Source organism: Photorhabdus stackebrandtii, assembly GCF_011189495.1.
In the GTDB taxonomy this organism is placed as follows: domain Bacteria; phylum Pseudomonadota; class Gammaproteobacteria; order Enterobacterales; family Enterobacteriaceae; genus Photorhabdus; species Photorhabdus khanii.
This window is the reverse complement of record NZ_PUJV01000015.1, coordinates 40,430-60,856: the sequence shown is the minus strand read 5'-3', so window position 1 is coordinate 60,856 and position 20,427 is coordinate 40,430. Positions and strand designations below refer to the sequence as shown.

Genomic DNA, 20,427 nt, shown 5'->3' with positions numbered 1-20,427 from the left:
ATTAATCAATAAAGGAATAAAATGAAAGCGGCAACCGCAGTTATTGACCGCCGCGCTCTGCGACATAACCTGCAACGGGTAAGGGCTCTCGCCCCTAAAAGCAATCTTATTGCAGTTGTGAAAGCAAACGCTTATGGCCACGGTTTACTGGAGACAGCACATACGCTGGAAGACGCCGATTGTTTCGGTGTAGCGCGAATTGGTGAAGCATTGACGTTACGCCATGGTGGTATCGTCAAACCGATTCTGTTATTAGAAGGATTCTTTGATGCGGCTGACCTGCCTGTACTGGTCGCCAACCATATTGAGACGGTGGTGCACAGCGTTGAGCAATTGGAAGCACTGGAGAAGGCTGAATTATCTCATCCGATAAAAGTGTGGATGAAACTGGATAGCGGAATGCATCGTCTTGGTGTTCGGCCGGAAGATGCGGAAGCTTTCTATGAACGGTTGAGTTGTTGTCAAAATGTGCGGCAGCCAGTCAATATTGTTAGCCATTTCAGCAGGGCTGATGAACCCACCGTAGACACAACCCGCCAGCAGATAGCTTGTTTTCAGGCTTTTTGCGCTAACAAACCGGGAGAAAAGTCTATTGATGCGTCGGGGGGGATCCTGTTGTGGCCGGAAGCCCATCAGAACTGGGTGCGCCCTGGGATTATGATGTATGGTGTATCGCCATTGCCAGATAAAACGGCGGCAGATTTTAACCTGATCCCAGCGATGACACTAAAATCGAGCTTGATTGCGGTTCGTAAGCACAAAGCCGGTGAATCAGTCGGTTATGGTGGAACTTGGGTCAGTGAACAGGATACCTGGCTTGGTGTTGTAGCTATTGGTTATGGCGATGGCTATCCGCGTAGTGCTCCCTCAGGAACGCCAATATTTATTAATGGCCGTGAAGTGCCGATTGTTGGCCGTGTTTCGATGGATATGATATCTATTGATTTGGGGCCAGATACTACAGATAAAGTTGGTGATGAAGTGGTTCTCTGGGGGGATGTGCTGCCAGTGGAACGGGTTGCTGAATGCACGGGCATCATTACTTACGAGTTGATGACCAAACTCACTTCCAGAGTTGCAATGGAATATCTGGACGGATGATGCTATAGGCTATATTGTTTGTTGAATAACTGATTGACAAGGAGTATAGCCTGATGTTCCAGAATGTTGATGCTTATGCCGGTGATCCGATTCTTTCGCTGGCTGAAGAATTTAAAAAAGATCCTCGTACGGAAAAAGTTAATCTGGGCATTGGGCTGTATTACGATGAGCAGGGTGTGACTCCGCAATTGCAGGCTGTGGCTACCGCTGAAGAGCAACTTCGTGCGCTGTCACAGACTGCCTCTCTTTATCTGCCGATGGAAGGGCTGCAATCATATCGTCTTGCTGTTCAGGAACTACTATTTGGTAAAGATCATCCTATGTTGAAACAGCAGCGGGTGGCAACAATTCAAGCGTTAGGTGGTTCTGGCGGTCTGAAAATCGGCGCTGATTTTCTGCATCGGTATTTCCCTGATTCAGAAGTGTGGTGCAGTGATCCAACCTGGGAAAACCACGCGGCTATTTTTATGGGTGCTGGTGTGAAGGTGAATTACTACCCTTATTTTGATGAACAGACCAAAGGGGTAAAATTCAGTGAAATGCTGGAAACGTTCAGAAAATTGCCGGCAAAAAGCATAGTTTTGATGCATCCTTGTTGCCATAACCCAACGGGATCTGATCTGACAGATGATCAATGGGATCAGGTTGTTCAGATTGTTGAAGAAAGGGAACTTCTGCCATTTCTTGATATTGCGTATCAGGGGTTTGCGGATGGTATGGAAGCAGATGCTTATGCCATTCGCGCCATGGCGACAGCTGGTTTGCCTTTTCTGGTGAGCAACTCCTTCTCCAAGATATTTTCTATGTATGGTGAACGCGTTGGTGGCTTGTCTGTTGTTTGTGATGATGAACAGACGAAAGATCGGGTGTTTGGACAGTTGAAAGCTGGTGTACGCCGTATTTATTCCAGTCCACCGAATTTTGGTGCACAGGTTGTGGCTAAGGTTCTGACTGATCCGGCTTTAAAGACACAATGGCTGGAAGAAGTTGAACATATGCGCAGGCGTATTCTGGAAATGCGCACGGTGCTGGTGGATGCACTGAAAACCGCATTGCCAGAGAAAAATTTTGATCACTTGCTGAAACAGCGCGGCATGTTCAGTTATACCGGCTTTAGCCAGCAACAAGTGGATCGCTTGCGTGAAGAGTTTGCTGTTTATCTGGTCGGTAGTGGCCGAGTCTGCATGGCTGGGGTTAATTACCATAATGTTGAGCGTATTGCTGAAACATTTGCGGCGGTAAATAAGTAATAAATTTTAATATAAATAATCTGCTATTGATGATAATGATTGGCAGGTTTGTAAAATAGCAGTACACCCTCCTCTTTAGAAGCGCACTAGGCATGGTGCGCTTTTCTCTCTCTCTGATTTAACTTATCTAATTGAATTGTAATATCTTTTTTTCATTTTTTCGGCCTGCAATTTGAAAAGTTTAAGGTAGAACGGAATAGGATGATTATTCAGGTAATACAAGCTAGTCGGGTCACAAAAACGCCTGTATTTCAGTTAGAGGTTCTTTAACCATAGCCCCTATTTGTTCCCTCTCTCCCTCACAGCCCTTGCTACGTCTGGCTTGAGAATGAAATATCGTTTTCTGCATTCACCAATAATAATTCAATAACCTTTTGAATATTAATGCTTTTATCTTTGTTGCAAAATTCATATTTCCCCAGGAAGCTTAAATGCTGCCAAGCGACGGGAGACATTTGAGCTATCGTCTTCGCTTTCTGTTGATCTTTATTGAATGGACTCTGCATTGATGCCTAAGTCAATTTCATCTTTCCCATTTAATACTTTACCACCACTAATCTTTGCGATTGCAGATGTTAATTGATGGTAAGATTCACCGCGACAAAGGCTGGACTGCACAATTTCACGTATTTTCTTCGAGTCTATGTAATCTAATATATAATCACTCATGATGATCCGATCAAACTCTATCAATGTCCTCAATGTCGGGTTCTTTTTGTAAACTGATAATTTACGAACGATTTGACTTTGTGTTGTTTGTTTTAAGGCTAAAATCCTTAAAATATTATCCCATTCATTAATAATCAATCCAGCATCGATTTTATCACTCGGTTTTATCACATATTTAACGTATTTTTTAGATTCTTTAAATCCGACTAAGAACCTATCCCAAAAGGAATTGTCGTCTTCTATAACGGATAATTTTGAAGGCATAGAGAGTATGGCAAACAACAAATGGCGGCTCAGTGATGAACTTTGGGGAAAAATGGCGCCACTTATTCCCGAACATAAAACTCAGCATCCTCTGGGCACACATCGTAAACGTGTTGATAACCGTGCCGCTATGCGCTATGGATGCCATCTTCTTTGTGCTCAGAACGGGCTGCCAATGGAACGCCCTGAATGCAACAGGAATATGCTCGTCAAGTTCGGCTCACCGTCGTTTTCAGGAATGGCGTGACGCAGGCGTTTTTGAACGCTTCTGGCAGAACGGTTTACTGGCCTGCAAGCATCTCGCGATCATCGACTGGTCGTGGTTATCACTGGATGGTTGCATAACCAAATCCCCTTTAGCGGGGACAAAAAAACAGGTCGTCACCCCACGGACCGAGGGAAACAAGGCGTAAAACGCAGCCTTATGACAGATGCTAAAGGGTTTCCTCTTTCACTCGTTGTTGCCGCGGCAAAATACGGACTTTAAAGCTCAAAGATGGGTTGTCGAGAGGACTCATAGCTGGATGAATCGCTTTCGCCGGATACTGACCCGATGGGAAAAGAAGGTTGAAAACTATGAAGCTATGTTACATTTTGCATGCGGGATTATAGTCTGGAACCAAACCCTATTGGGATAGGCTCTTAAACCTCGCTGCGGCGAGGTTTAAGATTATTCTATCGTGATGTTTAAATGGCAATAAGTTCCAGATGTTTGCCTAAGGCATTTAACGCATTCGCTATGGTGTCAATTTTAGTGCTGTGACCTATAATGACACTATGCGTTGGATTTCTTGCGGTCGGGTGCCTAGTAATCGTGCAAGCTCCGCATTGCTTGTTTTTGTTTGAAGCATCGTATTTAACAGCAAAACTTTAGCCGCTATACTAGCCGGTACTTCGACAAAAGCTTCGCCTTCAAGCGACGGTGCTGGTATTTCGCGCCGATCTTCAAAGTAGAAATCAAACGCAGTAACCAGAGCATCCCGCGCCATAGCTAACGCTTCTTCTCGGGTATCTCCACCTGTTAAGGCTTCAGGGATATCTGGGAACATCACAGCCCAACCTGTTTCGTCATGTTCGAATTTTACTGGGTATCGCATATTTTTACTCATTGACATCCTCCCCTTCCTAAAGCATAGGTATCTACACAATTCTCGTCAGAAATGGTATTAATATTCAGTATGCTTTCAACTTTTCTATCGCCGGGCTCGATGCCCGGCTCAACCGTCGATATCAATCTTTGGTTAAACAACCTATGACTCCCGCCGCTTCCCTTGCGCCGGCGATTAAAGATATCGCCAGTGCCCAGAAGACGACCTTTGCCACCACTCAGGCCGTCTGGCGTTTTCTCAACAATGACCGTATTTCATTTAGCCAGCTTAATCAGCCGATGATTGAACTGGCCCAACAGGGCATCCTCAGCGTTCCCATGCTTATGCGTTGGTGGTTCATGACGGGTCTCGCTTACAGTTTGCCTCACATCCGCATAAAGCCCATCGTCTTCAGATGACCCATGCCCGGGATATCGGTTATGAGCTGCAAACCAGCCTGCTAGTTGATGTCGCTTCTGGTCTGCCAATCGCCCCAGTGGCACAGTCACTGACGGACAATACCGGATGTCACTCGACGCTGGATGAGAACCGGCTTCCCCAGGAAACGCATCTGGATGCGTTGACGGCCAGTATCAGCCAGATTGAAGCCCTGGAACTGGGCAAAACATTGATTCATGTGATTGACCGGGAAGGTGATTCGGTGGGCCATCTGCGTCAGCTCAGTGCGCAGGGATTTCGGGGGTTAATCCGGGGAAAAGAGGGCCATCGTGTTGAATACCAGGGCGAAACCCAAAAATTCGGTCAGGTGGCAGAAAACCTGTCTTTTCACGTCACCGGACAGGTGGATTACAAAGGCAGGAAAGCGGGCCTGGCGGTGAGTGACGCGGGAATAACGATAACGCGAGCGGCCAAACCGAAGCGTATCCATGAAGAAACCGGAAAAAGGCTAAAAGTACAGTCAGGTCCGCCGCTCCCGGTCAGGCTGAGAGTTGTCCGGCTGATGGATGAGGAAGGGCAGCGGCTGGGGCAGTGGACCCTGCTGACGAACGTGGGAGAGGAAAGGGGTCCTGATGAGGTGGAGCAATGGGATTACTGGCGGTGGAACATCGAATCGTTTTTTAAGCTGATAAAGGGGGCGGGTCATGATGTGGAGTCCTGGTTGCAACGCAGTACGGGAGCGGTGTTACGGCGGCTTTTAATGGCGAGTATGGCCTGTGTACTGGCGTGGCGCTTACAGCGAGGAAATGATGAAGAGAACGTCAGGGCAAGGCGATTATTGTGTCGTTTATCGGGACGTCAACAGAAACGGGGGCGACGAGAAAGCGCCCCGGCCATTCTGGCGGGCTTATCACTGCGGCTAAATACGTTACAGTTGTTATCGGAATACTCGGCAGAGGAACTGACCCGGCTAGCCGCTAGTGTGTTGGGTCAGTTCGATGATGTGTAGATACCTATGACCTGAAAGGAAGGGGCTTCCCGCGAAAAGCATGGTGAAGTTATGCGAGTAACCCGCCCCTTAGGGCCGGTTTGCTTACCGTTCAAGAAAACTTTCAGATGGTTAGTCCCATCTATAAATTCTGCTCCTTGAGCTTTAATCTACCGGCGAAACTCGCTTTGCTTCACTGCCTCTTCCTGTTTGTTTAACTTGAAAGCAAATATAAACATTTTTGTTTGTTCTTTATAGGATGAAGTCTAACGTGAGAATTGCTCTAATTGCAGCGTGTATAGTTTGTTCGGGGATAATTTCTGTTATGGAATATATTTTTTTAATGTGAAACAAATCAAATTTTCACGAAACGTGTTTCAAATGGTAAAAAATGATCCTGACTATTTCAAGGTATATCCAAACATTTGTTAGGTTTAGATAAGATTTTTCTTATTCCTTTGTTTTATTAAATCTATTTCTAAAGTGAGAAGCTGATTTATTACCAATATACTGGGATAAAATTTTTTCGGTAGGGTTTAACTTGATAGCGATCACATAAAATAGGATTGAAACTCAGTAACTCATTCTTACGATCGTTCTCTCAACTTCATCATAAAAATAAAAAATCCCTCTTTACTGTTTTACATTTCGCACATAAAACAAACGTATGTTTAAAAACAAACAAGTGCCCAAATATGACGAACCGGGAAAAACAAATATTGCATCTTCTGAGACGAGATCCGTTGATCCCACAGCAAGCGATTGCCGATATTTTAGGTATAAGTCGCTCAGGTGTTGCCGGTCATATTATGAATTTAATGAATAAGGGGTATATCAAGGGGAAAGGTTATATTTTATCTGATCACAATTATGTGGTAACTGTTGGATCTATTAATATGGATGTCTGTGGTTATGCATCTGCTGAATTAATTTATGAAGACTCTAATCTAGGAAAAGTAAAATGCACACCTGGAGGTGTAGGGAGAAATATTGCCCAAAATATCGCGCTATTAAGTAAAGAATGTCATCTTATTTCTGTTGTTGGTGATGATTTCTATGGTTGTACTTTATTGGATCAGACCCGGCGTGCGGGGGTTAATGTTGATCACTGCTATAAGCTTTATGGTGAGAATACCTCGACGTATATTTGTTTATTAGATAACAGTGGCGAAATGTTGGTTGCTATCAATGATATGCATATTCTGGAAAAACTGACACCATCGTTGTTGGCAAATCATTGTGATCTTATTCAACACGCCGGTGTACTGGTAGTTGACTGCAATTTATCTGAAGAGGTGTTGACTTGGTTGTTCACTAACGCCGGTATAGTACCCGTGTTTGTAGATACCGTATCTGCATTTAAAGCACCTAAAGTTAAAAGCTGGCTTTCCCATATTCACACCTTAAAACCTAACTGCTTAGAGGCGGAAATATTGAGTAGTATGAAAATCACCAAACCTACTGATGTTCCAGATGTGGCGCGGTGGTTTCACGATCAAGGTGTGCAGCGGTTGGTACTCAGCATGGGTGTAGAGGGTGTTTACTTTAGTGAAAGTAATGGTATGGCTGGCTGGTCACATCCTATTAGTGTCAAGGTGGTTAATGTAACAGGTGCCGGCGACGCCATGATGGCCGGTTTGGTGAACTGTTGGTTGGAAGATATGACGTTGGCAGAGAGCGTTCGTTTTGCTCAAGGGTGTGCTGTGCTTACATTATCTTGTGAATTTACCAATAATCCAAATCTGTCAAATGGCAGTGTCCGAAAATTGTTGGAATTACAATCATGAAAAATAACGCTATTGGAAATGAATATCTGGATGTTTCCCCAGAAGTTTCAGAGGGTTTAGCGAATCACCATCCGGTTGTGGCGTTGGAGTCCACTATTATTGCTCAAGGGATGCCTTATCCGCAAAATGTAGAAATTGCGTTACAGGTTGAACAGAAAATCAGGGAAAATGGTGCTATTCCCGCAACGATAGCCGTCATCAATGGGCGTATGAAAGCCGGTTTGTTGCATGAAGAAATAGAACTTTTAGGCAGTGAAGGCTATAAAGTCACCAAAGTCAGTCGTCGTGATTTACCATTTGTGATCGCTGCTGGAAAAAATGGTGCGACCACCGTTGCCTCTACCATGATTATTGCGGAAATGGTGGGGATTAAAATTTTCGCTACCGGTGGCATTGGTGGTGTGCATCGTGGAGCAGAGCATACTTTTGATATTTCAGCCGACTTGCAGGAATTGGCGAAAACCAGTGTTGCGGTAGTTTGTGCTGGTGCTAAATCCATTCTGGATCTTGGCCAGACAATAGAATACCTTGAAACCCACGGCGTACCATTAATTGGCTATCGGACCCACTCTTTGCCGGCGTTTTTCTGCCGTACCAGTCCATTTTCTGTCAATGTTCGCTTGGATTCCCCAGAACAGATAGCCGAGGCAATGGTGATAAAATGGGATACCGGATTACAGGGGGGATTAGTGATTGCTAACCCGATCCCTGAACAGTATGGCATGCCGGAAACGGTGATTAATGCCGCTATCGAACAGGCGGTGCGTGAATCCATTGAGCAGGGAGTGAGTGGAAAGGAATGTACGCCGTTTTTGTTGGCTCGAGTGGTTGAATTGACCGGAGGCGATAGTCTGTCTGCCAATATTCAATTGATACTTAATAACGCTGAACTGGCAGCAAAAATTGCTTGTTGTTATTGGGAAAACCGTAGGTGAAGTGAGTTTCGGAAAAGCTACTGGCCGAAAACTACGGGGCTCAACTGAGCCCCTATTGGCGAATTAGGTTTTTTTCTTCAATATCGGTTTCAGGAAACGCGCAGTATGTGATTTCTCACATTCGGATATCTCTTCTGGAGTGCCTGAGATCAGAATTTCGCCGCCACCGCTTCCTCCTTCAGGGCCGAGATCCACGATCCAGTCAGCGGTTTTAATCACATCAAGATTATGCTCAATAACCACAATGGTATTTCCTTGATCGCGTAACTGATGCAGAACTATTAATAATTGCTGAATATCAGCAAAATGCAGACCAGTTGTTGGTTCATCAAGAATATATAACGTCTGCCCGGTTCCGCGTTTGGATAGTTCTCGTGCCAGTTTTACCCGCTGCGCTTCACCACCTGATAACGTCGTTGCTGATTGCCCCAGACGGATATAAGAAAGACCGACATCTATCAGTGTTTGCAGTTTGCGGGCCAGGGCAGGAACAGCATCAAAGAATTCACGGGCTTCTTCGATAGTCATATTCAGGACTTCATTGATATTCTTGCCTTTATATTTTACTTCCAGTGTTTCGCGGTTATAACGCTTACCTTTACACTGATCGCAAGGGACATAAATATCAGGCAGAAAGTGCATTTCTACCTTAATAACGCCATCACCCTGACAAGCTTCACAGCGTCCACCTTTAACGTTAAAACTGAATCGTCCAGGGGTATAACCTCGGGCGCGGGATTCAGGTACGCCTGCAAACAACTCACGGACTGGCGTGAATACACCGGTGTAAGTTGCCGGGTTAGAGCGGGGAGTTCGGCCGATCGGACTCTGGTCAATATCAATCACTTTATCGAAATGCTCCAGTCCTTGAATATCAGTATAAGGAGCAGGATTGATATTGGTCGCGCCATTCAATTGGCGTTGTGCAATGGGGAACAGCGTATCATTGATTAGCGTCGATTTACCGGAGCCAGAGACCCCGGTAATACAAGTGAATAATCCAACCGGTAGGCTGAATGTCACATTTTTCAGGTTATTACCTTTCGCGCCAATTAGCTTCAGTACTTTTTTCGGATCAACCGGAATACGCTTCTCTGGGATGGCAATTTCCCGTTCACCACTCAGGAATTTACCTGTCAGTGAATCTTTGCTTACCATAATGTCCTTAACTGTACCTTCTGCGACGATCTCACCGCCATGCATCCCAGCACCTGGGCCGATATCAATAATATGGTCGGCAGCGCGGATTGCATCTTCATCATGCTCAACGACAATCACAGTATTCCCCAGATTGCGCAAGTGGATCAGCGTTTCCAGCAGGCGTTCATTATCCCGTTGATGTAACCCGATAGAAGGTTCATCAAGTACATACATCACGCCTACTAAACCTGCGCCAATCTGGCTGGCAAGGCGGATACGTTGAGCTTCGCCGCCGGACAATGTTTCGGCGGAACGGGAGAGCGTCAAATAATTCAGGCCAACATTAACCAGAAATTTCAGGCGGTCGCGGATCTCTTTCAGTACTTTTTCGGCAATTTGTGCGCGCTGACCACTGAGCTTGATATTTTGGAAGAAGTCCATGGCATGGCCGATGCTGAAATCTGAGATTTCCGGCAAGGTTGTATTCTCAATAAATACATAACGGGCTTCTTTGCGTAAGCGAGTTCCGCGACAGGAAATACATGAGCGGTTGCTGATATGTTTTGCCAGTTCTTCACGAACGGCAGCAGATTCTGTCTCTTTATAACGGCGTTCCATATTATGCAGTACACCCTCAAACGGGTGGTTGCGTACTGTGGTATCGCCACGGTCATTGGTGTATTTAAATTCAATGGATTGTTTACCGGAACCGTATAACACCACTTTCTGAATACTGGCGCTCAGGGAATTGAAAGGTGCTTCAATATCGAATTTATAATGGTTCGCCAGTGAACATAGCATCTGGAAATAGTAGAAATTACGGCGATCCCAGCCTCGAATTGCCCCTCCTGCCAGAGAAATATCGCCATTCTGGATGACTCTGTCGGGATCAAAAAATTGCTGAATACCTAAACCATCACAAGTCGGGCAGGCACCGGCTGGGTTGTTAAAAGAAAACAGGCGGGGTTCCAGCTCACTCATGCTATAGCCACATGCAGGACACGCGAAGTTAGCGGAAAAAATCAGTTCTTCAGCTTTATTGTCATCCATATTGGCGACAATGGCTGTGCCACCTGAAAGCTCCAGTGCTGTTTCAAAAGATTCAGCCAGGCGTTGAACCAGATCGGCGCGAACTTTAAAGCGATCAATGACCACCTCTATGGTGTGTTTCTTCTGTAATTCCAGTCTTGGCGGATCGGACAGATCACAGACTTCACCATCAATGCGTGCGCGGATATACCCTTGTGCTGCCAGATTCTCCAGCAACTTGGTGTGTTCACCTTTGCGCTCTTTGACGATTGGCGCCAGCAACATCAGGCGATTCCCTTCCGGCAATGCCAGAACATTATCTACCATCTGGCTGACAGTCTGCGCAGCGAGTGGAACATCGTGATCGGGACAACGTGGTTCACCTACACGGGCAAACAGCAAACGCAGATAATCATGAACTTCGGTAATTGTCCCCACAGTTGAACGTGGGTTATGGGAAGTGGATTTCTGCTCAATGGAAATAGCCGGGGATAGCCCTTCAATATGATCAACATCGGGTTTTTCCATCAGTGATAGAAACTGGCGCGCATAAGCTGAAAGCGATTCAACATAGCGACGTTGCCCCTCTGCATAAAGCGTATCGAATGCCAGAGAAGACTTGCCTGAGCCGGACAAACCCGTGATAACTATCAGCTTGTCTCGGGGAATTATCAAATTGATATTTTTGAGATTATGGGTGCGTGCGCCCCGAACTTCGATGTTATCCATGAACCATTTCCCAGATTATTCGTACGTGCATAACTAATAATAAGTGCGTTATTATTACACAGAGTTGACTGATTAGATATACAGTATTTAAGTGAAATAATGTAATCAGTGCGGTATAAAGTACGGTGAGCTTCGCAAAGTCTGTTCTAATGTGGCTGCGTTTCATTTTTAGCGTCGCATGTTAAACTGCATTGCTTATAATTGTAGAAATTCATTTCATCAGGAGTATTCCCAATGGCCAGCAGAGGCGTAAACAAAGTTATTTTAATCGGCAACCTGGGGCAGGACCCGGAAGTCCGCTATATGCCGAACGGTGGCGCAGTTACTAACATTACTCTGGCGACTTCTGAAAGCTGGCGCGATAAACAGACCGGTGAGATGAAAGAGAAGACTGAATGGCACCGGGTTGTTTTGTTCGGCAAACTGGCAGAAGTCGCGGGTGAATACCTACGTAAGGGTTCACAGGTTTATATTGAAGGCTCTTTGCAAACTCGTAAATGGCAGGATCAGAACGGTCAGGAGCGTTACACCACTGAAGTGGTGGTGAACATGGGTGGTACCATGCAAATGCTGGGTGGGCGTGCGAGTAACTTACAGGATAACCCATCGCAGGGTGGCAGCGGCAGTTGGGGACAGCCACAGCAGCCACAATCACAGCCACAACAATCTCAGCAGTTCAGCGGTGGTGGTGCGTCTTCCCGTCCGGCTCAGTCCTTTGCTCCACAAGGCAATGAGCCACCGATGGATTTTGATGATGATATTCCGTTCTAGATTGCGACATTTTTATTTTTAAAACAAGTGGTTATCATGTTTTGATGTGATAATCATAGGCTGTTGGAGCGCCTATTGTAAGCCTGACTTATCCTTATCCAGCAATGGGTTTGAACCTCGAAAGAGGAAGGGGAGTGCAGCATGTCAGGAAAAGGCTGGTTGCGGGAAATAACCTACTTTGCGCCAGCCATTGCAAATCCCATATGATTTAACCTGATTGGTTGAATCATAGTTCATAGTGGCTTCGGGATACCTTTGGTTCACGGTTATTCAGGGGCCATACCAATATTTATTCCAATTTCACAAAGGGATGTTGCCAGACAGGAGAACCTTTGTTTGATCTAATATGGAGAACCGTAGGCATAGAAATGTGCACGTATGGTTCGGTGGGGGAGTAATGGCTAATCCTTTCAGGGCGCACGTGCTCTACCCAACATCATGTATAAATTAAAAGTGTAAAAATAACCGCTTTTATTGGTTTGTATGAATTATAACCCAGAAAATACGCAGGGTTTTTTATTTTTACGTTTTTGAATGCTACAGAGTGTCTATTGTACAGGTGGCGATTTAAATCACTTATGAAACAAAAATCACGCGAGTTTAATTCACAAGAGCTAAATGCCACGAACCTTAGTAACTCTGAACTGGAAAACTTAACTTCTGAAATAATAAAATGACAAAAATTGAACAGCTACAACGTTTGGTTGAGCGATACAAGAGTGACTTAGATTACTATCGTTCTAGTCGCTACAATGAGACTCAATTAAGAACAGATTTTCTTGATCAGCTCTTCATGATTCTTGGATGGGATATCACAAACTCGAACGGTAAGCCAACGAATGAACGTGAAGTATTGGTTGAGGAAGGTTTAAGAGCCAGAGCAGGAGAAAACACTAAAAAGCCTGATTACACGTTTCGTCTCTTCTCAGAACGTAAATTCTTCGTCGAAGCTAAAAAACCGAGTGTTCAGGTTTCAACTGATCCAGAACCAGCAAAACAAGTTCGTCGTTACGGCTTTACAGCAAAATTAAAAATCTCAGTTTTATCAAACTTTGAATACACTGCAATCTATGATTGTTCTAACCAAGTCTCAGAAGACGATACGGTTTTTAATTCCAGAATCAAGTTATATTACTTCACTGAGCTAGTTGATAATTTTGATGAAATTCAGCAAATTATTGGTAGAGACAGCGTTTATTCTGGTCAATTCGATTCTGAATGGTCAGATATTGAAAACAAAATTTCACGTTTTAGCGTTGATGATCTATTTTTGGAACAAATTAATGATTGGCGTTTGATGCTGGCTAATGAATTCCTCACTATTAAACCTGAATTAAGTGAAGAAAAGCTAAATGATTTAACACAGAATTACATTAACAGTATAGTGTTTTTACGTGTCTGTGAAGACCGAGATTTGGAAGATTACGAGACACTTTATCATTTTGCTCACCAAAAAGATTTTCAATCTCTTATCAGCAAGTTACAATATTCTGATCGAAAATATAATTCAGGTCTATTCGCCCTTGAAAATATTGACGAATTGATTAGCAATGAAGATTCTTGTATCTGGATAATCATTGAACAGCTTTATTTCCCCCAAAGTGCGTATTCTTTCTCTGTATTTTCTTCCGATATCTTAGGGAGCATTTACGAAGTATTTTTGAGTGAGAAAATACGCATCAAGGAGCAGGGCGAAGTAGAGATTCAGCCAAAAGAAGAGCACATTGATCGAGATGTTGTTACTACTCCTAATCACATCATCAAAGATATTATTCGAAATACTGTTATTGAGTTTTGTAAAGACAAGTCTGACGAGCAGATATTAAACTCTAAATTTGCGGATATTGCTTGTGGTTCAGGTGCTTTTCTACTCGAAATATTTCAGACGATTCAAGATATTTTAATTGACTACTATATCGAACATGATCGCTCGAAATTGCAACAACTAACTGAGCACAGTTTTAAACTGAAACTCTCTGTTAAGAAAGAGATTCTAACTCGCTGCATTTACGGTATTGATAAAGACTTCAATGCTGTTAAAGCTTGTTCGTTTGGTCTACTTCTCAAACTACTCGAAGGTGAGTCAAAAGAGACTATCGATCCAGACAAGCCAATTCTACCAAAAATAGATAGCAACATTCTTTTTGGAAATAGCTTGATTGATCTATCTGACAATGTGGAAACAACAGATCTTTTAACTGTTAATCCATTCAATGTTGGTTATAGCTTTGACGTAATTGTGGGTAATCCACCCTATATGGCAACCGAACACATGAAGCAAATTACGCCAGCTGAATTACCAATCTACAAGAAGAAATACAAATCCGCTTTCAAACAGTTCGATAAGTATTTCCTCTTTGTAGAACGTTCTATGCAACTTCTGAGGGATAACGGTTATTTGGGCTATATACTGCCTTCAAAATTTACCAAAGTCGGAGCTGGCAAAAACCTCCGTAAATTACTTGCTGATAATAAATACCTTTGCAAACTAATCTCGTTTGGTTCGCATCAAGTGTTCAAAAATAAAACAACCTACACTTGCTTATTATTCTTGAAAAAATCTCAGCAAAAAGAGTTTTCTTTCTATGAAGTCAAGAATTTTAAGAAATGGCTCACTCGTGAAGATAAATTCTTGTTATCAAATATTTACGAAGTGGATAAATTGGATTCAGATACTTGGATTCTGGAAAAAGAAACCAATGAAATCTTGGAGAAGATATACAGTAAGTCCCAGCAATTAGGTGACATCTTAGGCCAGAAAGCGATTGCAAACGGTATTCAAACCAGTGCCAACGATTACTATATTCACAAAGAGATTAAGACCGAACAAGGCTATATCTACTTTGAATACGATGGTAATGAATATCATGTCGAGAAAGAATTGACTCATCCATACTTTGAAACCCAACGTTCAGGGGAAGATCATTTCTATACGTATAAAGACGTAGAGCCGAATGCTTTCGTCATTTATCCATATAAGAAAGTCGGTAACAGAGTTCAATTCATCGAATATGCGGATTTAGAGCAGAATTACCCGAAAATGTTCGAATTCTTGCAAGTGGTAAAAGATTACTTAGATAATGGTAAACGCTCTATTAAGCCTGATCCTACCACACCTAATGAATGGTATAGATATGGCCGTAGTCAAGCCCTCGAAAACTGCGATGTGCCACAAAAGATCATTGTTGGGGTTTTATCAAATGGTTATAAGTATTCAATAGACAATCACAGAACTTTTGTATCGTCAGGTGGAACCGCTGGTTACAGTATCATCAACGTTACTGAAACTTGCCCTTACTCTATTTACTATATTCAAGCGATTCTATCTTCAAGATACCTGGAGTGGTTTGCTTCGATATATGGTGAAGTGTTTAGAGGTGGTTTTGTCGCTCGTGGGACAAAAGTTCAAACACGAATGCCAATCCCAATAATCAATTTTGGCAATACAGAAGAAAAAGCGAAACATGACGCTATCGCAGATCTACAACAGAGAATGAATAAACTATATTCAGATATCTCCAAAGCAGATGCACGTTCGAAAATCGTCCTAGAAAGACAGTTCGACACAGCAAGAGAACAAATGGATAACTTTATAAAAGATTTGTTCGATCTTGGTGAACTAGACAGTAAAATCCCTTCTATCACTGACTTATATAACTCTTTGTAATTTAAATATAAAAACCAGCTCACATTAAGTGAGCTGAGCTTCTGATACATACTATTTACGTAAACGTCTATCTCTTAATTTTTTCCAAATAGACATTAGATTTTCATTATCTTCATTGGTAAAGCCTAATTTAGATAAAATCGCTTCTCCTTGCATTCGCATAGCGTCTTCAACCTTACCTTCTTTCACTAGCTGGTTCAGAGTAACCATATCGTGCTTATTATCTTCAATGACTGGTATATGAAGCTTTTCTATTTCAGAAGGAACAAGCTCTAATACCCCACCACCGTAATAACGCCCTTCTAATTCTGCTGTGATGGCCGTGAGAGGGTTTAAGAAGCTGCACACCAAGTTTTCTGCGCTTGTGAAAGTCGAAGATACACGATAAGCCGTATCTGTTGTGTATGCTCCAACTTGGTTTAAAATCAGCCGAGGAGCTTCATGACAACGTTTTAGCATACCAATTTCGGTGCTGTAAACGGATGGCACTTTATACCAAGGCTTGCGAATACGGCACTTATAACGTTCGTGATATTTCTCAGCTTCACCAAGCTCAATATAATCTTTTACCTTTGTAGGAAGCTTTTCAAACTCTTCTTCGATGTATAAAAAGTTTGTTGGAAGACTTTGATCCTGATTGCTCTGATGTTGTGCTTTATCATACAAGATACCAGGACAGTGCTGACTACGACCAAACATAGGATGAGCGTATTGCCCTAATCCATATTTATTGACCGTTTCGTTATCTACTAAGAAGAACCTGTTAGCCCCTGTTACAATACCAACATCAACCTTTGCTATATCTTTGAATTTATGCACAGATTCATGACTAATAAGCTTCTTGATAAGTGACAATTCGTTCTTTTCCAAAATTGCTTTTGTCCACTTACCTTCTACCGTTTCGCCATTGATGCCCAAGGTTCTGTTAAATAACTCATCAGGGGATTCTTCAAGAAAGTCGAAGCCGTTTACACTGACAATACCAACACCTTCTGATGACTGTTCAGGCTGCTCTTTTTTCTCAGCTAAGATAATGACAGCTCCTTGCAGAGTATTTTCAAACCAAATCTCTTTCGGATCGATTATCACGATTTTTGAACAGACTTGTCCCATATAACTACGAAGCGATTGAGCATGCATTACGTGAATAATCTCAGAAGGGATAACCATTCCCATTCGACCGCCATTTTTAAGTAAAGCGAGAGCCGATAGCAAGAAAGAAACCCAAGCATTTGTATGTTTAGTAAACTTTTGTCCTAATTGCTTAAAAACAAGTTCTGCCTGTTCCTGAAACGATTTTTCAAGAAACTGATATCTTATAAACGGAGGATTGCCGACAACAGCATCAAACAAACTATGTCCTGGATTCAGTTGATTGTTTGCCCAGACCAGAAAATCACCTTCTGCAACGATAGCATTGTCAAAGCCCAATGATTGACAACGTTTAGACGCTTTTTGAGCTTCTGTATCAAACAATTCAAAACAAGAAAGCTTAATAGTTTTATCACATTGATTGTTGTTAAGTGCTTGAATGAATACACCATCACCGCAACTTGGCTCTAAAATTGATTCAGGTAGCTTACTTAACACCCATTTAGTTACGTAATCTGCCAAGTTCTGAGGTGTGTAATAACCACCTCTTAGTTTTTGGCTTGTCTGGTCTGCTTTAAATTTCATCATTTACCTTTAAAAAGCTCTTAATCAGTTCATTTTTCTTTTCTTCTATATGTTTCTGAGCCTTATCTACAAACCAGTCTTTAAGTGTTTGTTGTTCATGAGCTAATACTGAGTAAAGGGTTTTTTTCAGCTCTGGATCGACTTCCAAAACTATGCGCCCTGATTCACCTTTCGCCATTAGATAACCTATGTGATATTTGTTATGTAACATAGGTTACAGATTTTTAGGCTAAATCGAAAGTTTCATTAGTCGAAAAATAGAGTACCTTGGAAAGAATTCTCTTTGTATCGCCTGGGGAGTTCGTTAACGTAGACACGTGTTATTTCAATCAAGCCTGAACTCATATTAAGTTGAATAAATAACCAACAGTGTATTGGTTTGGGAATCCTCTATCATAAAAATATTAATGGATTTTTATGTAATTTATTGATTATCAGAACAAGTTCCTTTCAATATTTTGGCATGATATTCGATATGCTCGCTGATAAAACTGGCGACAAAATAGTAGCTATGATCATAGCCGGTGCGCAGGTTCAGTGTAAGGATGCCCAGTGTTTTCGCACACATCTTTCAGCAGCTCAGGGCGTAGCTGTTCTTGAAGAAACGGGTCATCAGTCCCGATATCAATTAACATATGCAATGGCTCGGCGCTATTAGCCAGCAGCTCGAGTGTATCATAGACTTTCCATGTGTCAGGAGCTTCGCCCAGATAAGTGCGAAAAGCTTTTTCTCCCCAAGGAACTTGAGAGGGTGCAACAATCGGTGCAAAGGCCGATACACTGCGGTAACTATCCGGATTGCGTAGTGCGATCATCAGTGCGCCATGACCTCCCATAGAGTGACCACTAATGGCCCGGGCGGCTGTTACCGGGAAGTGTGCTTCGATCAGTGTCGGTAGCTCTGACACCACATAATCGTACATATGATAGTGCTGTACCCAAGGCTCCTGTGTTGCGTTGAGGTAAAAACCGGCGCCCTGACCCAAATCATAAGCGTTGTCATCTGCAACTTTCTCACCTCGAGGGCTGGTATCTGGGGCGACAAGGATAATGCCCTGTTCGGCAGCGTAGCGTTGAGCCCCCGCTTTAGTGATGAAATTCTGTTCATTGCATGTTAGGCCTGAAAGCCAGTACAGTACCGGTAATTTCTGATGTTCAACCTGAGGAGGAAGGTAGACAGCAAAATTCATGGTGCAGCCAAGTGCGGCTGATTCGTGCAGATAAACATCCTGCCATCCCCCAAAACAAGCGTGACGTTCAATCCTTTCCATTCTTTTTCCTCTCTGTAGAACCTGCGGGTTCACTCATTTCACGGTAAACCCGGCCATCGTTTCCTGTTTTGTTAAAAACCGTTTGTCAAAGCACGGTTTTTAACTTCCGCAAAGCAGCTTAGTAATGGATGACTGTGCGAATGGATTTTCCTTCATGCATCAGTTCGAATGCTTCATTGATGCGCTCAAGCGGCAAAGTGTGAGTCACAAAAGGCTTTAACTCAATTTTGCCTTCCATTGCCTCTTCCACCATTTTAGGCAACTGACTGCGGCCTTTAACACCACCAAAGGCGGTGCCTCGCCATGAACGGCCAGTGACCAGTTGGAATGGTCGGGTTGAGATTTCCTGTCCTGCACCTGCCACACCAATAATCACTGATTGCCCCCAGCCACGGTGTGCACTTTCGAGCGCGGCACGCATAACATTGACATTACCGATACACTCGAAAGTGTGATCCACTCCCCACTCCGTCATTTCGATGATGACCTGCTGAATAGGTTTGTCGTAATCATTCGGGTTCAGGCAGTCGGTTGCGCCGAACTGTCTGGCCAGCTCAAATTTTGCTGGATTTGTATCGATGGCGATGATCCTGCCGGCTTTTGCCTGACGGGCTCCTTGGAGCACGGCAAGGCCAATGCCGCCGAGTCCAAAGACGGCGACAGAGTCACCGGGTTGCACTTTCGCTGTATTGTGCACTGCACCAATACCGGTAGTGACACCGCAGCCCAGCAAACACACCTCTTCATGGTTTGCTTCCGGGTTGATTTTTGCCAGTGATACTTCGGCCACGACTGTGTATTCGCTGAATGTGGAGCATCCCATGTAATGGTAAATAGGCTGCCCTTTGTAGGAAAAACGGGTTGTGCCATCCGGCATTACACCTTTCCCCTGAGTTTCCCGTACGGCCACACACAGGTTGGTTTTTCCTGATTTGCAGAACAGACATTCTCCACATTCGGCGGTATAAAGAGGGATAACGTGGTCACCGGGTTTGACACTGGTGACACCTTCGCCAACTTCAACGACTATGCCTGCGCCTTCATGCCCGAATACGGCAGGAAAAACGCCCTCCGGATCATCCCCTGATAGGGTGAAAGCATCCGTATGGCACACACCAGTATGGCTGATTTTGATCAGCACTTCACCGGCCTGGGGTGGGGCAACATCGATTTCAACAATTTCGAGGGGACGGCCCGGCCCGAATGCAACTGCGGCTCGTGATTTCATACTCTCTCCTTAATGCATAGTTGCTCTGGAATTTACCTTAGGCAGGAAAAGTAACTCTTTAACTTATAAGGTCCTGCGTAAGCAGGACCTGTATGTATTACTGTATAACATCGATCAAGCCAAGATCATTATTTAATGTTGTGCCGCTGATCATATAGTTGGCAATCGCTTGACTTCCTTTTTCGTATAAAAAAACTTGATGGGCTTCATTATCACGCCCCCATACTACAAACACATGCATATAAACCGTGGCTCCATCGGGAACCCCAAGATCACCAGGATCAATAGTCTTTGTGACTCCAAGAGTAATATCATCGCTTTGTTTACTTAAAAACTTTTCACCGTTGGCATCAATATAACTAAATTGGATTCTAGCAACAAATCCACCTGAGTTTTTAAGGCTCATTTGTCCAATTTTTTGATATTCCATAATA

Annotated in this window: 14 protein-coding genes and 3 pseudogenes; 9 read left to right on the top strand and 8 right to left on the bottom strand. The window is 43.5% G+C overall.

Translation table 11 applies throughout. From position 1 onward, the window contains the following. Window positions 1-21: 21 nt before the first annotated feature. Both alr and C5470_RS13695 read left to right on the top strand, forming a co-directional pair. Window positions 22-1,101 carry an alanine racemase gene (alr, locus tag C5470_RS13700; RefSeq protein ID WP_166289976.1) on the top strand — a complete coding sequence of 360 codons (1,080 nt, stop codon included), beginning with the start codon at window positions 22-24 and terminating at the stop codon, window positions 1,099-1,101. A gap of 53 nt (window positions 1,102-1,154) precedes the next feature. Then, entirely contained in the window at window positions 1,155-2,351 is a 1,197-nt protein-coding gene (locus C5470_RS13695; RefSeq protein WP_166289973.1) for an amino acid aminotransferase, read from the top strand. A 486-nt stretch (window positions 2,352-2,837) separates the two neighbouring features. Here the strand turns inward: C5470_RS13695 and C5470_RS13690 are convergent, their stop codons facing one another. After that, the gene (locus tag C5470_RS13690) at window positions 2,838-3,284 is read right to left on the bottom strand and encodes a Tn3 family transposase (RefSeq protein WP_166289970.1); all 447 of its coding nucleotides are present in this window, start codon (window positions 3,282-3,284) and stop codon (window positions 2,838-2,840) included. Window positions 3,285-3,291: 7 nt separating this feature from the next. On the opposite strand from C5470_RS13690, the pseudogene C5470_RS13685 reads away from it, so the two are divergent. Continuing rightward, window positions 3,292-3,922: pseudogene (locus tag C5470_RS13685) on the top strand (IS5 family transposase). A 49-nt stretch (window positions 3,923-3,971) separates the two neighbouring features. Here the strand turns inward: C5470_RS13685 and C5470_RS13680 are convergent. Further along, a pseudogene (locus C5470_RS13680) lies at window positions 3,972-4,381 on the bottom strand (type II toxin-antitoxin system HicB family antitoxin). Window positions 4,382-4,536: 155 nt separating this feature from the next. Here C5470_RS13680 and C5470_RS22860 point away from each other — a divergent pair. The 4 genes from C5470_RS22860 to C5470_RS13665 all read left to right on the top strand — a co-directional run bounded on the left by C5470_RS22860 (window position 4,537) and on the right by C5470_RS13665 (window position 8,481). After that, the gene (locus C5470_RS22860; protein WP_242687992.1) at window positions 4,537-4,791 is read left to right on the top strand and encodes a hypothetical protein; all 255 of its coding nucleotides are present in this window, start codon (window positions 4,537-4,539) and stop codon (window positions 4,789-4,791) included. Continuing rightward, window positions 4,788-5,780, top strand: coding sequence for a flagellar biosynthesis protein FlhF (locus C5470_RS13675; protein ID WP_242687990.1), 993 nt, complete (start codon window positions 4,788-4,790; stop codon window positions 5,778-5,780). The genes C5470_RS22860 and C5470_RS13675 overlap by 4 nt, the downstream gene beginning before the upstream one ends. Before the next feature lie 674 nt (window positions 5,781-6,454). Next, the gene (locus C5470_RS13670) at window positions 6,455-7,546 is read left to right on the top strand and encodes a PfkB family carbohydrate kinase (RefSeq protein ID WP_166289967.1); all 1,092 of its coding nucleotides are present in this window, start codon (window positions 6,455-6,457) and stop codon (window positions 7,544-7,546) included. Beyond that, window positions 7,543-8,481 carry a pseudouridine-5'-phosphate glycosidase gene (locus C5470_RS13665; RefSeq protein ID WP_166289964.1) on the top strand — a complete coding sequence of 313 codons (939 nt, stop codon included), beginning with the start codon at window positions 7,543-7,545 and terminating at the stop codon, window positions 8,479-8,481. The genes C5470_RS13670 and C5470_RS13665 overlap by 4 nt, the downstream gene beginning before the upstream one ends. A 63-nt stretch (window positions 8,482-8,544) precedes the next feature. Here the strand turns inward: C5470_RS13665 and uvrA are convergent, their stop codons facing one another. Further along, a complete protein-coding gene (gene uvrA, locus C5470_RS13660; RefSeq protein ID WP_166289961.1) occupies window positions 8,545-11,379 on the bottom strand; it encodes an excinuclease ABC subunit UvrA in 2,835 nt (944 codons plus the stop codon). Window positions 11,380-11,613: 234 nt separating this feature from the next. Between uvrA and C5470_RS13655 the strand changes: the two genes are divergently transcribed. Both C5470_RS13655 and C5470_RS13650 read left to right on the top strand, forming a co-directional pair. After that, the gene (locus C5470_RS13655; protein WP_166289958.1) at window positions 11,614-12,150 is read left to right on the top strand and encodes a single-stranded DNA-binding protein; all 537 of its coding nucleotides are present in this window, start codon (window positions 11,614-11,616) and stop codon (window positions 12,148-12,150) included. A 673-nt stretch (window positions 12,151-12,823) separates the two neighbouring features. After that, the gene (locus C5470_RS13650) at window positions 12,824-15,817 is read left to right on the top strand and encodes an Eco57I restriction-modification methylase domain-containing protein (protein WP_166289955.1); all 2,994 of its coding nucleotides are present in this window, start codon (window positions 12,824-12,826) and stop codon (window positions 15,815-15,817) included. Between the two features lie 51 nt (window positions 15,818-15,868). Here the strand turns inward: C5470_RS13650 and C5470_RS13645 are convergent, their stop codons facing one another. The 5 genes and pseudogenes from C5470_RS13645 to C5470_RS13625 form a co-directional block, all read right to left on the bottom strand. Further along, window positions 15,869-17,497, bottom strand: a complete 1,629-nt coding sequence (locus C5470_RS13645; RefSeq protein ID WP_242687988.1) for an N-6 DNA methylase — start codon at window positions 17,495-17,497, stop codon at window positions 15,869-15,871. Further along, on the bottom strand, window positions 17,484-17,672 hold the full coding sequence (locus tag C5470_RS13640; RefSeq protein WP_166289952.1) for a hypothetical protein: 189 nt from the start codon (window positions 17,670-17,672) through the stop codon (window positions 17,484-17,486). Before C5470_RS13640 ends, C5470_RS13645 begins: the two co-directional genes overlap by 14 nt. A 246-nt stretch (window positions 17,673-17,918) precedes the next feature. Next, window positions 17,919-18,765: pseudogene (gene fghA / locus C5470_RS13635) on the bottom strand (S-formylglutathione hydrolase). A gap of 118 nt (window positions 18,766-18,883) precedes the next feature. Beyond that, window positions 18,884-19,993, bottom strand: a complete 1,110-nt coding sequence (locus C5470_RS13630; RefSeq protein ID WP_166289949.1) for an S-(hydroxymethyl)glutathione dehydrogenase/class III alcohol dehydrogenase — start codon at window positions 19,991-19,993, stop codon at window positions 18,884-18,886. Window positions 19,994-20,090: 97 nt separating this feature from the next. Further along, window positions 20,091-20,423 (bottom strand): hypothetical protein, encoded by a 333-nt coding sequence (locus C5470_RS13625; RefSeq protein WP_166289946.1) that lies wholly within the window; start codon window positions 20,421-20,423, stop codon window positions 20,091-20,093. Window positions 20,424-20,427: the final 4 nt, after the last annotated feature.